9 protein-coding genes, 1 tRNA gene, 1 rRNA gene and 1 other RNA gene are annotated in these 14,869 nt (G+C 33.2%); all 12 read left to right on the top strand.

Annotated features, from left to right (window positions below):
* The first annotated feature begins 20 nt into the window (after positions 1-20).
* The gene (gltB, locus tag BDW25_RS06910) at positions 21-4,529 is read left to right on the top strand and encodes a glutamate synthase large subunit (protein WP_002488101.1); all 4,509 of its coding nucleotides are present in this window, start codon (positions 21-23) and stop codon (positions 4,527-4,529) included.
* 18 nt (positions 4,530-4,547) lie between these two features.
* Positions 4,548-6,011: a glutamate synthase subunit beta gene (locus BDW25_RS06915; RefSeq protein ID WP_002488119.1), complete on the top strand. Its 1,464-nt coding sequence runs from the start codon at positions 4,548-4,550 to the stop codon at positions 6,009-6,011.
* Between the two features lie 58 nt (positions 6,012-6,069).
* Positions 6,070-6,162, top strand: a tRNA-Ser gene (locus tag BDW25_RS06920).
* A 176-nt stretch (positions 6,163-6,338) separates the two neighbouring features.
* Entirely contained in the window at positions 6,339-7,781 is a 1,443-nt protein-coding gene (gene treP / locus BDW25_RS06925) for a PTS system trehalose-specific EIIBC component (protein WP_049418734.1), read from the top strand.
* Between the two features lie 78 nt (positions 7,782-7,859).
* The gene (gene treC / locus BDW25_RS06930) at positions 7,860-9,497 is read left to right on the top strand and encodes an alpha,alpha-phosphotrehalase (protein ID WP_002454507.1); all 1,638 of its coding nucleotides are present in this window, start codon (positions 7,860-7,862) and stop codon (positions 9,495-9,497) included.
* A gap of 22 nt (positions 9,498-9,519) precedes the next feature.
* Positions 9,520-10,245 carry a trehalose operon repressor gene (gene treR / locus BDW25_RS06935; protein ID WP_002447948.1) on the top strand — a complete coding sequence of 242 codons (726 nt, stop codon included), beginning with the start codon at positions 9,520-9,522 and terminating at the stop codon, positions 10,243-10,245.
* Positions 10,246-10,341: 96 nt separating this feature from the next.
* Positions 10,342-10,611: signal recognition particle sRNA large type (gene ffs / locus BDW25_RS06940), an RNA gene on the top strand.
* 312 nt (positions 10,612-10,923) lie between these two features.
* Positions 10,924-11,442 (top strand): GNAT family N-acetyltransferase, encoded by a 519-nt coding sequence (locus BDW25_RS06945; RefSeq protein WP_002454506.1) that lies wholly within the window; start codon positions 10,924-10,926, stop codon positions 11,440-11,442.
* Positions 11,443-11,514: 72 nt separating this feature from the next.
* Positions 11,515-13,224, top strand: a complete 1,710-nt coding sequence (gene dnaX, locus BDW25_RS06950) for a DNA polymerase III subunit gamma/tau (protein ID WP_002454505.1) — start codon at positions 11,515-11,517, stop codon at positions 13,222-13,224.
* A 126-nt stretch (positions 13,225-13,350) separates the two neighbouring features.
* Positions 13,351-13,668 carry a YbaB/EbfC family nucleoid-associated protein gene (locus BDW25_RS06955; protein WP_002447964.1) on the top strand — a complete coding sequence of 106 codons (318 nt, stop codon included), beginning with the start codon at positions 13,351-13,353 and terminating at the stop codon, positions 13,666-13,668.
* 7 nt (positions 13,669-13,675) lie between these two features.
* Positions 13,676-14,272 (top strand): recombination mediator RecR, encoded by a 597-nt coding sequence (gene recR, locus BDW25_RS06960; RefSeq protein WP_002447967.1) that lies wholly within the window; start codon positions 13,676-13,678, stop codon positions 14,270-14,272.
* A gap of 527 nt (positions 14,273-14,799) precedes the next feature.
* A 16S ribosomal RNA gene (locus BDW25_RS06965) occupies positions 14,800-14,869 on the top strand; the annotation flags it as partial.

A 14,869-nucleotide genomic window follows, 5' to 3' on the forward strand; every position in this document is an offset into this window, starting at 1 on the left:
TCTCAAAAGGAGTGGGCATCGTGTTTAAAGATAAACTAAAAAGAGGATTATATGATTACCGTGAGGAACATGATGCATGTGGAATCGGTTTTTATGCCAATATGGATAATTTAAGATCTCACGATATTATTGAAAAGTCATTAGAAATGTTGCGTAGATTAGACCATCGAGGCGGTATTGGAGCTGATGGTATTACTGGTGATGGCGCAGGAATTATGACAGAAATTCCCTTCGAATTTTTTAAAAAACATACTCATTTCGACTTACCTAATGAAGGCGAATATGCGGTAGGTCTTTTTTTCTCTAATCAAAAAGTTTTAGATACACAGCATGAAATTGTATTTAATCAATACTTTAACGATGAAGGATTGAAAGTAATTGGTTATAGAGATGTACCTGTAGACACACAAGCATTAGCAGAACATGTTGCTTCTACAATGCCTTATGTACAACAAGTATTTGTAGATTTAAACCAACACGAAACACCTGTTAAACAGCTTTATTTAGCACGTAAACAAATTGAACAATATGCAGAACGCGAACATTTAGAATTATATTTTACAAGTTTGTCTCATAAAACGATTGTCTATAAAGGGTGGTTACGTTCAGATCAAATCAAGACGTTATACCTAGACTTAAATAATGAGGATTATCAATCAAAATTAGGACTTGTTCATTCTAGATTTAGTACGAATACGTTCCCTAGTTGGAAACGTGCACATCCTAACCGACTTCTTATGCATAACGGAGAAATTAATACGATTAAAGGTAATGTTAATTGGATGCGTGCCCGTCAACGTCAACTGATTAATACTTTATTTGGTCATGAAAGTGAAAAAATTCAAAATATTGTTGATGAAGATGGAAGCGACTCAGCTATTGTAGATAACGCGTTGGAGTTTTTAAGTTTAGCAATGGAGCCTGAAGAAGCGGCGATGTTACTTATACCAGAACCATGGTTATATAATAAATCCAATGATGAACATGTACGTGCATTTTATGAATTTTATAGCTATTTAATGGAACCTTGGGATGGCCCAACAATGATTTCATTCTGTAATGGCGATAAAATTGGCGCATTAACTGATCGAAATGGATTACGACCAGGACGCTATACAATCACTAAAGATAATTTTATTGTTTTCTCATCTGAAGTAGGTGTGATTGATGTACCAGAAGAAAACGTTGCGTTTAAAGGACAATTGAATCCTGGGAAATTATTGCTCGTTGATTTTAACTCTAATAAAGTCATCGAAAATAACGAACTTAAAACTCATATTGCACATAAATATCCTTATAAAGATTGGATTGATCAATACAAGATTGATTTAGAATTAGACGAAGTTCAATATCAACGTCAATTATTAGATGAAGCAACACTGTTTAAAGTACAAAAGCAGTTTGGCTACACTAAGGAAGATATTCATAAATATATGACAGATTTGGTGGTAGGAAAAAAAGATCCTATTGGTGCAATGGGGTATGATGCACCGCTCGCAGTACTCAATGAAAGACCAGAATCATTATTTAACTATTTTAAACAACTGTTTGCTCAAGTAACGAATCCACCTATCGATGCTTATCGTGAAAAGATTGTAACAAGTGAGTTATCTTATCTAGGTAGTGAAGGAAATTTACTTCATCCAGCACCGAATGTCTTAGATCGTATACAACTTACTAAACCAGTTCTTACATTAAATCAATTAGATAAAATTGAACAAAGTAAGTTTAACGTGAAACATTTATCGACCCTGTATCAAGATATTTCACTCGAAGAAGCTCTAAATCATATAGGAGAAGAAGCGGTTCAAGCTACAAAAGAAGGTTATACAATTTTAGTGTTAGATGATAGTGCACTAATCAATACAACTCAGTCGTTACATTATGCTATGCCAATGTTATTAGCTGTAAGTCATATTCATCAATTACTTATTAAAGAAGACTTACGTATGAGTACAAGTATTGTTGCTTTATCAGGTGAAACACGTGAAGTGCATCATGTTGCTTGTTTACTTGGATATGGTGCTAATGCAGTCATTCCATACTTAGCACAACAAACGATTGCTCATTTAACTGATAGTCACCATCTTGAAGGTTCAATTTCAGAAAATGTTGAAACATATACAAATGTTTTATCAGAAGGCGTTATTAAAGTTATGGCTAAAATGGGTATTTCTACCGTTCAAAGTTATCAAGGCGCACAAATATTTGAAGCAGTAGGCTTATCTCAAAATGTTATTGACACTTACTTTACAGGAACACAATCTAAATTATCAGGATTAAGTATTGAACAAATTGATGAAGAAAATAGAAAACGTCAAAGTAATGAAGAAGAATATCTAGCTTCTGGTAGTAATTTCCAATGGCGTCAACAAGGGCAACATCATGTATTTAATCCAACAACGATTCATTTATTACAACATGCCTGTCGTGAAAATGATTACGAGCAATTTAAAACATTTACTAATGCTGTGCATGACAATAGACACGACCATTTACGTGATTTACTAGAATTTAAATCTCAATCATCAATTCCTATTGAGCAAGTAGAATCTGTAGAATCAATTGTAAGACGCTTTAACACAGGTGCTATGAGTTATGGTTCTATTTCTGAGGAAGCACATCAAACTTTAGCAAAAGCGATGAATAAATTAGGAGGAAAAAGTAATAGCGGTGAAGGAGGAGAAAATCCTAAACGATATGTCATTCAAGAAGATGGCAGTTATTTATCAAGTGCGATTAAACAAGTTGCATCAGGACGATTTGGTGTAACTAGTGAGTATTTACAACACGCTAAAGAATTACAAATTAAAGTAGCTCAAGGTGCAAAACCTGGTGAAGGTGGGCAACTTCCTGGCACTAAAGTATATCCTTGGATTGCTGAAACACGTGGATCTACACCAGGTATTGGGCTTATTTCTCCACCACCACACCATGATATTTATTCAATTGAAGATTTAGCGCAATTGATTCACGATTTGAAAAATGCAAATAAGGATGCTGATATTGCTGTTAAACTCGTATCTAAAACAGGTATAGGAACGATTGCTTCAGGGGTAGCTAAAGCATTTGCAGATAAAATTGTAGTCAGTGGTTATGACGGTGGTACGGGTGCATCTCCTAAAACAAGTATTCAACATGCCGGATTACCATGGGAGCTTGGTTTAGCAGAAACACATCAAACATTAAAGTTAAATGATTTACGTAGTCGTGTACGTTTAGAAACAGACGGTAAGTTATTAACAGGTAGAGATGTAGCATTAGCGTGTGCATTAGGAGCAGAAGAATTTGGTTTTGCAACTGCACCTCTTGTTGTTCTCGGGTGTATTATGATGAGAGTGTGTCATAATGATACTTGTCCAGTAGGAATAGCAACACAAAATAAAGATTTACGTGCGCTTTATAGAGGTAAAGCGGATCACGTTGTCAATTTTATGCATTTCATCGCTGAAGAATTAAGAGAAGTTCTCGCAGAACTTGGCTTGAAAACAGTCGAAGAACTAGTAGGACGTACGGACTTATTACAACGTTCTCGTCATATTAATCCTAAATCTAAAGCTGCATCACTTGATATTGAGAAATTACTTCATGCAGTTGATGGACCGAACACAAAAGAAATAGCTCAAAATCATCATTTAGATATTGGATTCGATTTAAATTATTTATATAAAGAGGCAAAACAAAGTATTGAAAATGGGGAAACATTTAAAGGACAATATACAATTAATAACACTCAACGAAATGTTGGTGTAATTACGGGTAGTTATATTACGAAGCAACATGGTAGTAAAGGTTTACCTGAAGAAACGATTATTGCGGAAACGATGGGCCATGCTGGGCAAAGTTTAGGTGCATTTGCTCCTAAAGGATTATTAATACATCATACTGGAGATGCCAATGACTATGTAGGGAAAGGATTATCTGGTGGAACAGTCGTTGTGAAAGCACCAAAGCATGCTCGTGAAAATGAAATTATTGCAGGTAATGTATGCTTCTATGGAGCCTCTAGTGGTAAAGCCTATATTAATGGCAGTGCTGGAGAACGTTTCTGTATTCGTAATAGTGGTGTTGATGTAGTTGTTGAAGGAATTGGAGATCATGGTTTGGAATATATGACAGGTGGACACGTGGTTATACTTGGTGATGTTGGCAAAAACTTTGGCCAAGGTATGAGTGGTGGAGTAAGTTACATCTTCCCAAGTGATATCGAAGCATTTAAAAAAGCGAATCAACTTTCAACATTAGCATTTAAACGTGTGCAACATGATGAAGAAAAGCACTTACTTAAATCAATGTTAGAAGAACATTATCGTTATACAGAAAGTACAAAAGCTAAAGATATCTTAAATCAATTTGAAAATGTCACTGAACATGTCATAAAAGTAATTCCAAAAGATTATGAATTAATGATGCAAAAAATTGAGTTACAACGTCGTCATTTATCAGAAGATAACGAAGCAAAATTAGCTGCATTTTATGATCATCGCACATCGATTGAAAAAGACTTGCAACCAGCTGTGATTTATTAAAGAAAGGAAGGAAAAGTTATGGGTGAGTTTAAAGGGTTTATGAAATATGAGAAACAATCATTAGCAGAATTGTCACTCATTGAACGTTTAGAAGGACACGAAGCATTCCAACAACGATTTTCTAGAGAAGAAGCCTCTGTTCAAGGGGCAAGATGTATGGATTGTGGAACGCCATTTTGTCAAACTGGACTTCCTTTCGGACGAGAAACAATTGGTTGTCCAATAGGAAATTATATACCTGAATGGAATGATTTAGTTTATCATCAAGACTTTAAAGAAGCATACGAACGTCTAAGTGAGACAAATAATTTTCCTGAATTTACAGGACGTATTTGTCCTGCACCATGCGAGCAATCATGTGTTATGAAAATTAATCGTGATTCTGTAGCAATTAAAGGCATCGAACGCACGATTATTGATGAAGCTTATGACAATGGATGGGTAAAACCAAAATATCCAAAAGAACACAAAGACCAGAGCGTGGCAATTGTTGGAAGCGGTCCTGCAGGATTAGCAGCGGCGGAAGAATTAAATCATGTAGGCTATCAAGTTACTGTCTTTGAAAGAGCAGCTGAACCAGGTGGTTTATTAATGTATGGTATTCCAAATATGAAGTTAGACAAAACTGTGGTTCGACGTAGAATTGAAATCATGCGTGAGGCAGGTATTACTTTTAAGACAAATACTAATATCGGTGTAGATATAACACGTGATGAATTAGAAGAACAATTTGATGCGATTATATTATGTACTGGTGCTCAAAAAGCACGCGACTTACCTTTAGAAGGTAGAATGGGACAAGGTATTCATTTTGCTATGGATTACCTTACTGAGCAAATGCAAGTTTTAAATGGTGAGATTGAAGAAGCTTCAATTACGGCTAAAGATAAAAATGTAATTGTTATAGGAGCAGGGGATACTGGAGCAGACTGCGTAGCAACTGCTTTACGCGAAAATTGTAAATCTATTGTACAGTTTAACAAGTATACAAAAGCACCAGAAGAGATTACATTTGAAAGTAACACGTCTTGGCCTTTAGCGTTACCTGTATTTAAAATGGATTATGCTCATAAAGAATATGAAGCACGATTTGGAAGAGAACCTCGTGCATATGGTGTTCAAACTATGCGATATGATGTAGATACAATGGGTAATATTCGCGGCGTTTATACCCAAATTTTAGAAGAAACACCTGAAGGTATGGTAGTGGTTGATGGTACAGAAAGACACTGGCCAGCAGATTTAGTATTATTATCAATTGGATTTGAAGGAACTGAAACAACAGTACCACGATCATTTGATATTAAAACCAAACAAAATAAAATTGTAGCAAATGAGCAGGATTACCGTACAAATCAAGAAAAGGTATTTGCTGCAGGAGATGCACGTCGTGGACAAAGTTTAGTTGTGTGGGCAATTAAAGAAGGCCGAGCTGTAGCTAAATCAGTAGATCAATATCTCAAACAAAAAGTTTTAGCATAATAATATAAAAAGATTGACTTCCAATGAATAATATTATATGATGATTATTGTGTTCATTGGAGGAATACCCAAGTCCGGCTGAAGGGATCGGTCTTGAAAACCGACAGGGCCTTAACGGGCCGCGGGGGTTCGAATCCCTCTTCCTCCGCCATTATCATTAAAATCCAAGACTAATCAATATAAAGAAGATAAGCACTCAGTAACTTACTGAGTGCTTATTTTTATGTACTAAATTTTTAAAAAATTAAATTATTTAATGAAAGCCTTTACACAACTTGTCTAGACAAGTTATACTTTGTTTAAGTTAGAAACAAAGGAGTGGACATCGTGAGTGTAAAAAGAAAAGATGTACAAGATATTGTTCAAGCAATAGGTGGAAAAGAAAACGTAGATACTGCTACTCATTGTGTAACGCGATTACGATTAGTTTTGAAAGATGATAATAAAGTAGATAAGGAAGCTTTATCTAATAATACGCTTGTTAAAGGCCAATTTAAAGCTGACAATCAATATCAAATTGTTATTGGTCCTGGTACAGTAGATGAAGTGTATAAACAGTTTGTAAATGAAACCGGTGTAGAAACTGCATCTAAAGATGAAGCAAAAACTGCCGCTGCAAAAAAAGGGAATCCATTACAACGATTAGTAAAATTATTAGGAGATATTTTTATTCCAATTTTGCCAGCACTAGTAACAGCTGGTTTACTTATGGGGATTAATAATCTTTTAACTATGGAACATTTATTTGGTCCTAAGGCCTTAGTGGAACAACATCATCAATTAGGTGATATTTCTAATATTATTAATGTCATAGCTAGTACAGCATTTATCTTTTTACCAGCTTTAATTGGTTGGAGTAGTATGAAAGTCTTTGGAGGTAGTCCAATTTTAGGATTAGTGTTGGGGTTGATATTAATGCATCCTCAACTTGTTTCACAATATGATATAGCTAAGGGCCAAATTCCTACATGGAATTTATTTGGTTTAGAAATTAAACAACTAAATTACCAAGGGCAAGTCCTTCCGGTACTTATCGCGGCTTATGTACTTTCTTTAATTGAAAAAGCACTTAATAAAGTCGTGCATGATTCAATTAAGATGCTTGTAGTAGGGCCTGTGGCATTATTAATTACAGGATTCCTATCATTTATTATTATTGGGCCTATAGCATTAGGTATCGGAACAGCGATTACAGGTGCTATACAATTTATTTTTGAACATGCGGGTTGGTTAGGGGGCGCAATTTATGGTTTCTTCTATGCACCACTTGTTATTACTGGATTACACCATATGTTCTTAGCAGTGGATTTTCAATTGATGGGCAGTTCTTTAAAGGGAACTTATTTATGGCCAATTGTAGCCATTTCTAATATTTGTCAAGGATCAGCTGCATTTGGTGCATGGTTAATTTATAAACGTCGAAAAATGGCAAAAGAAGAAGGATTAGCATTAACATCTGGCGTTTCTGCTTTCTTAGGTGTCACTGAACCAGCTATGTTTGGAGTGAATTTACCTTTAAAAGTACCGTTTTTTGCTGCTATTTGTACATCGGGTATTTTAGGGGCAGTCATTGGAGCAAACCGAGTACTTGGTAATGTAGGGGTAGGAGGCGTTCCAGCTTTTATTTCAATCCAAAGTAAATATTGGTATATTTATATACCTGTTATCCTATTAGCAATGATTTTGCCAGCAGTATTAACGGTGGTTTTTTCTAAATTCACTAAAGTTAAAGCTAAAGAAATGATAGAAAATCCGGATGATATAAAATGAGACTTAAGAACTTTCATTATAAGATGTGAATAATTAATTATTTTGAAGAATATATTTTTAGATAAAGGTGGCATTAATATGATTCAAAACGATTGGAGAAAATCAGTAGTGTATCAAATTTACCCTAAATCTTTTAATGATACGACTGGAAACGGTAAAGGAGATTTGAATGGTATTATTGAAAAATTAGATTACATAAAGTATTTAGGCGTGGACTATATTTGGCTAACACCTATTTATGAATCTCCAATGAATGATAATGGTTACGATATCAGTGATTATTTTAAAATTAATGAAGAGTTTGGAACGTTAGATGATTTTAAAAAATTGATTTATGAAGCACATCGTCGAGACTTAAAAGTTATGCTAGACATTGTAATTAATCATACGTCTACGGAACATCATTGGTTTAAGGAAGCAATTCGTTCAAAAGATAATCCTTATCGAGATTTTTATTTTTTCAAATCATCAGCAGATGGACCACCAACAAATTGGCAATCTAAATTTGGTGGAAATGCTTGGAAATATGATGAGAAATCAGATGAATACTATCTACACTTATTTGATGTGACACAAGCTGATTTGAATTGGGATAATGAAAAAGTAAGACAAGCACTTTATGAAATGGTAAATTATTGGATTCAATTTGGCGTTGATGGCTTCCGTTTTGACGTAATAAATCTTATTTCTAAAGATGAATTTAAAAATTCGGAAGCTATCGGAAAAGAATTTTACACTGATGGTCCCCGTGTTCACCAATATTTACATGAACTCAACCGTCATACTTTTGGAAATAGAAATATGATGACAGTAGGTGAGATGTCTTCAACGACGATTGACAATTGTATTAAATATACACGTCCTGAGCGTCAAGAGTTGAATAGTGTATTTAATTTTCATCATTTAAAAGTGGATTATAAAGATGGTGAAAAGTGGACAAATGAAAAATATGATTTTCTTAAATTAAAGAAAATTTTAATGGAATGGCAAGTAGGTATCCATAATGGTGGTGGCTGGAATGCTATTTTTTGGTGTAATCATGACCAACCAAGAGTAGTATCACGATTTGGCGATGATACAAATGAATTGAATCGTCAAGCAAGCGCAAAAATGTTAGCTATTGCGTTACATATGTTACAAGGGACACCCTATATTTATCAAGGTGAAGAAATTGGCATGACTGACCCTCATTATACATCAATACAAAAATATAGAGATGTCGAATCTCTTAATGCGTATACACATCTAAAAGAAGAAGGAATACCAGAAGAAGAAATCTTGACCATTTTATCCCAAAAATCGCGTGATAATTCACGCACTCCTATACAATGGAATCAAAATGAAAATGCGGGGTTTACATCTGGTACGCCATGGATAGATTTACCTAATAATATAGATGCGATTAATGTTGAAGATGCTATAAGTAATAAAGATTCAGTTTTACATGTATATCGTCAACTTATTAAGTTACGTCATCATTATGATATTATTACTTATGGAGATATTGAACCATTGTATATGGATCATCCACAATTGTTTATTTATCGTCGCAACTATAAAAATGATTCTTGGTTAATTATTGCTAACTTTTCAAATGAAACTGTTAGGATTCCAGATGATCTTGATATAGTAGGAGATATTATTATTCAAAGTGGTACAATTCTTGACAATAAGATTTCACCATATGGTGCGATAGTTATTAGTAAGTCATATTAAATGATAGGGTGAAAAATTAAAAATGGGTCAACAAAAATTTGCAGTAATTTATGAAAAATTAAAAAAAGATATTTCTGAGGGAATATACTTACATGGTGAACAACTACCGTCAGAACGTGAGCTTGTAGAAACGTATCACTCATCTCGAGAAACGGTAAGAAAAGCACTTGAATTACTTGCAAATGATGGGATGATTCAAAAAATTAAAGGAAAAGGATCGATAGTTATTCAACAAGATATCACTGAATTTCCTTTTTCAGATTTAATTAGCTTTAAAGAAGTTAAAGAAAAGTTAAACTTAACTCATGAAACACATGTACTTGTAAATGAAATAATAAAGGCGTCTGATGTTCCTTTAGTGAAAGAACAATTGTGTTTAAGAAATAACGATTTATTATGTCATGTAGTAAGAAGTAGAAGTGTGGATGGAAAAGTTAAAATATTAGATGAAGATTATTTTCTAACATCATTAGTTCCTAAAATATCTAATGAGATAGCTAGAAAGTCTATTTATGATTATTTAGAAAAAGAACTTCATTTAAATATTAGCTATTCCAATAAATCAATTACATTTGAACCATTTAAGGATTTTGAATATCAAGTGTTTGGTAAAGTGCACCATCCATATACAGCGACAGTAAGAAGTACCGTTTTTCTTAAAGATACGACGCGATTTCAATATAATGTTTCAAAGCATTTAGCGACAGAGTTTAAGTTTAATGAATTTTCTCGTCGACAAAATAAATAGTAATATTTTTGAATTTGTTTTTAACTTGAATGATTTATAAATAAATATATTATTTTACTTGCAACGTTAATACGTTTTATAGTATTATAAAACTTACCGTGCTAGGTGGGGAGGTAGCGGTTCCCTGTACTCGAAATCCGCTTTATGCGAGACTTAATTCCTTCGTTGAGGGTGTACTTTTGTGAAGTCTGCCCGAAGCACGAGGTGTTTGAAGATTTCGGTCCTATGCAATATGAACCCATGAATCATGTCAGGTCCTGACGGAAGCAGCATTAAGTGGACACTCATATGTGCCGTAGGGTAGCCGAGATTTAGCTATCGACTTCGGTAACGTTTATGATGTACATTCGATTCGAAGGTGCACGGTTATTTAATTTAAAATTAATCATTTCTATAAATAGATATACTTTACGAGTGACTTTAATTTAAAGTCACTCCTTTTTTATATAAACTATAGAAGAACTTAGAATACAGATAAAGACTTTTAAATCATTTAAATAAGTTGGCATCGAACAACTATAAACATCATACTTATATACAGATATTCAAAATAAGCATTTTGAGAAAAAATGCCCTAAATTATTTTTATAATGAGGGTCATGGGTGTATACACTGATACATTCACTTACTTCATTTAACAGAAATATGATTAGGAACATGTTAATATAGGGGGAAGTTATGCAAGTTTATTTAAGTACTTTAACTGAAATGGATTATATCGAGACTTTAGAAAAACTTGAACAACATTATACTAATAACGAAGGTTTAGATGGTAAATCACATAGTAAAATAATTTCTAATTTAAGAAAACAACCTACGTATAATTATGAATTAGAAGTTATTGCCAAAAAAGAAGATGGGGACATTATAGGGCACATCATGCTAAATGAAGTGAATCTCATTGATAATGAAGATACATTTAAAGTATTACAATTATCTTCTTTGATTGTAGCAACACCTTATCGAAACCAAGGTATAGGAAAAGCTTTAGTACAAGCTGTAGAAGAGCGTGCGAAAGCTCATCATTATACTGCTATTATTGTAGATGGTTGTCCTGATTATTTTACAACGTTAGGTTATGCATCAGCGGCGCAACATCATATTATATCGAAAAGTGATGATAAGCCTCTTTATGTGAAATTCTTGTGGGATCAATTAAGTGAATATCCACATGGGAAACTAGAACCGATATCATAGAAGTATAAAAAATTAATATATCAAAGATATGACATGATATAATTGATAAGTAATTGTATTGGAGGTGCGACTGTGAACTATCAAGCTTTATATCGAATGTTTAGACCTCAAAGTTTTAGTGATGTTGTAGGTCAAGAACATGTCACTAAAACTTTGAGAAATGCTATTTCAAAAGGAAAGCAATCTCATGCATATATTTTTAGTGGGCCAAGAGGAACTGGTAAAACAAGTATAGCTAAAGTGTTTGCTAAAGCTATTAACTGTTTAAATCCCCATGATGGTGAACCTTGTAATGAGTGTGCAATATGTAAAGGCATTACACAAGGAACAAATGGTGACGTTATTGAAATTGATGCTGCTAGTAATAACGGTGTTGATGAAATTAGAAATATTAGAGATAAAGTTAAATACGCACCTAGTGAATCAAAATATAAAGTTTATATTATAGATGAAGTTCATATGCTTACAACAGGTGCTTTTAATGCTTTATTAAAAACATTAGAAGAACCCCCAGCACACGCTATTTTTATTTTAGCAACAACAGAACCGCATAAAATACCACCTACGATTATTTCACGTGCACAACGTTTTGATTTTAAAGCGATTAGTACGGAACAGATTGTGGAACGATTACGTTTTGTTGCACAAGAACAATCACTAGATTATGAGGAAGCGGCATTAGAATTTATTGCTAAAGCATCAGAAGGTGGTATGCGTGATGCATTAAGCATTATGGACCAAGCAATTGCTTTTGGAGATGAGCATCTTACATTACAAGATGTATTAGACGTAACGGGTAGTGTAGATGAAGCGTCGCTTAATGAATTGTTTAACGATATCGTTAATGGAAATGTAAAAGAAGCATTTTCTCGTTATCATCACTTTGTATCTGAAGGTAAAGAAGTAAATAGACTTATTAATGATATGATTTATTTCGTAAGAGATACAATTATGAATAAAACCATCAATGAACAAACAAGTTACGATGCCTTAACTCAATTTGATTTAGAAACGTTATATTATATGATAGATATTATAAATGATACGCTCGTTTCTATTAGATTTAGTGTGAATCAGAATGTACACTTTGAAGTGTTATTAGTTAAATTAGCTGAAATGGTAAAAACAAATCCTACGAAAGTAGAAAATGTAGCAACAACTCCTGTTGCTACAGAACCTAATAATGAAGTGTTATTACAAAGAATGGAACAACTTGAAAATGAGTTAAAAACTCTAAAAGCACAAGGTATTTCACAGAGTAATAACAAGCACACACAAACAAACACACATTCTAGAAGTAAACGTCAAAGTAAAGCAGCATTTTCTATGACTCAGATAGCTAAAGTGTTAGATGAAGCAAATAAAGAAGATATTCAACTACTCAAAGAACATTGGCAAGAAGTCATTGATTATGCTAAAAGTAATGATAAAAAATCTTTAGTCAGCTTATTGCAAAACTCAATTCCAGTAGCAGCAAGTAGAAAACGTGTATTAATTCAATTTGATGAAGAAATACATTGTGAAATTGTTAATAAAGATGAAGAAAAAAGGAAAAACATTGAAAACGTCGTTTGTAATATCATAGATAAAAATGTTGAAGTAGTAGGTGTCCCTTCAGATCAATGGATGAGAGTAAGAAGCGAGTATATTAATCATAGAAAACAAAATGATCATCATTCTTCTGAAAGTACAAAAGATAATACTAAAGAGGAAACGTCTGATATCGCTCAAAAAGCGAAAGATTTATTTGGTGAAGATACTGTGAATATTATAGATGAATAATAAAATAGGTCAGTTTGTTTACAAAGTAAGTTGAATGAGTCATACATGACAATAAATATAAACGTATGTATAATAAAATATAAATTATAATAAAATTAATGTGAAAATTTAAGGAGGAAATGAATTATGCGCGGTGGCGGAAATATGCAACAAATGATGAAACAAATGCAAAAAATGCAAAAGAAAATGGCACAAGAACAAGAAAAACTTAAAGACGAACGTATTGTAGGAACAGCTGGTGGCGGTATGGTTGCTGTAACTGTAACTGGTCATAAAGAAGTTGTAGATGTAGAAATTAAAGAAGAAGCAGTAGATCCAGATGATATCGAAATGTTACAAGATTTAGTTTTAGCTGCAACAAATGAAGCAATGAATAAAGCAGATAATTTAACACAAGAACGATTAGGTAAACATACTCAAGGCTTAAATATTCCAGGAATGTAGGTTAAGTATGCATTATCCTGAACCGATTTCAAAACTTATAGATAGTTTTATGAAACTGCCAGGCATTGGTCCCAAGACGGCTCAACGTCTGGCTTTTTATACATTAGACATGAAAGAAGACGATGTCGTAAAATTTGCTAAAGCCTTAGTAGATGTTAAGCGAGAACTTACCTATTGTAGTATTTGCGGTCATATTACTGAAAAAGATCCGTGTTACATTTGTGAAGATAAACAAAGGGATCGTTCAATTATTTGTGTGGTTGAAGATGATAAAGATGTTATTGCAATGGAAAAAATGAGAGAGTATAAAGGCCTTTATCATGTATTACATGGATCTATCTCTCCAATGGATGGTATAGGACCTGAAGATATCAATATACCTACACTTATTGATAGATTAAAAGATGAAGAAGTTAAAGAACTTATATTAGCTATGAATCCAAACTTAGAAGGTGAATCGACCGCCATGTATATTTCAAGACTTGTAAAACCTATTGGAATAAAGGTAACACGCCTTGCACAAGGGTTATCAGTTGGTGGCGATTTAGAGTATGCTGATGAAGTAACGCTTTCTAAAGCAATTGCTGGTAGAACCGAAATGTAAATTTTTATGTGCTATTTATAGTAGATTAGTATTGAATAACGAGGATATTTTACCTTCAACAATACTAAATCACACTGTAAATAGCTTTTTTTAAAATTATTTTAAAAAAATGTAAATTTTTAAAAGTTTGTTTTATAGGAGAAGAGCAATGTAAAAAAAGCTATAAACTGAAACAAAACATACTTAATATTAACTATTAACAAATTATTTTATATAATGTTCGTATTTTGTAGATTAGACTCTATCTCTTACCTTTTGTAGTGTAATTTTTACCATTGTACATTTGGAAGAAACCCTGTATAGTATGTATTTGTTGAGCGAAACAAATCAACGAACATTAAAAACACAAAAAAATTAATTAAAAAAAGTTGTTGACTTTCATATCGATAGCGAGTATAATTAATTCTTGTGTTGAAGAAAATGAACATTGAAAACTGAATGACAATATGTCAACGTTAATTCCAATAAAGTAACTTAAATGTTACAAACACTATTTAGTATGATGAGCTAATCAAACATCATAAATTTTTATGGAGAGTTTGATCCTGGCTCAGGATGAACGCTGGCGGCGTGCCTAATACATGCAAGTCGAGCGAA

The organism is Staphylococcus sp. AtDRG32, assembly GCF_004365845.1.
Taxonomy (GTDB): domain Bacteria; phylum Bacillota; class Bacilli; order Staphylococcales; family Staphylococcaceae; genus Staphylococcus; species Staphylococcus hominis.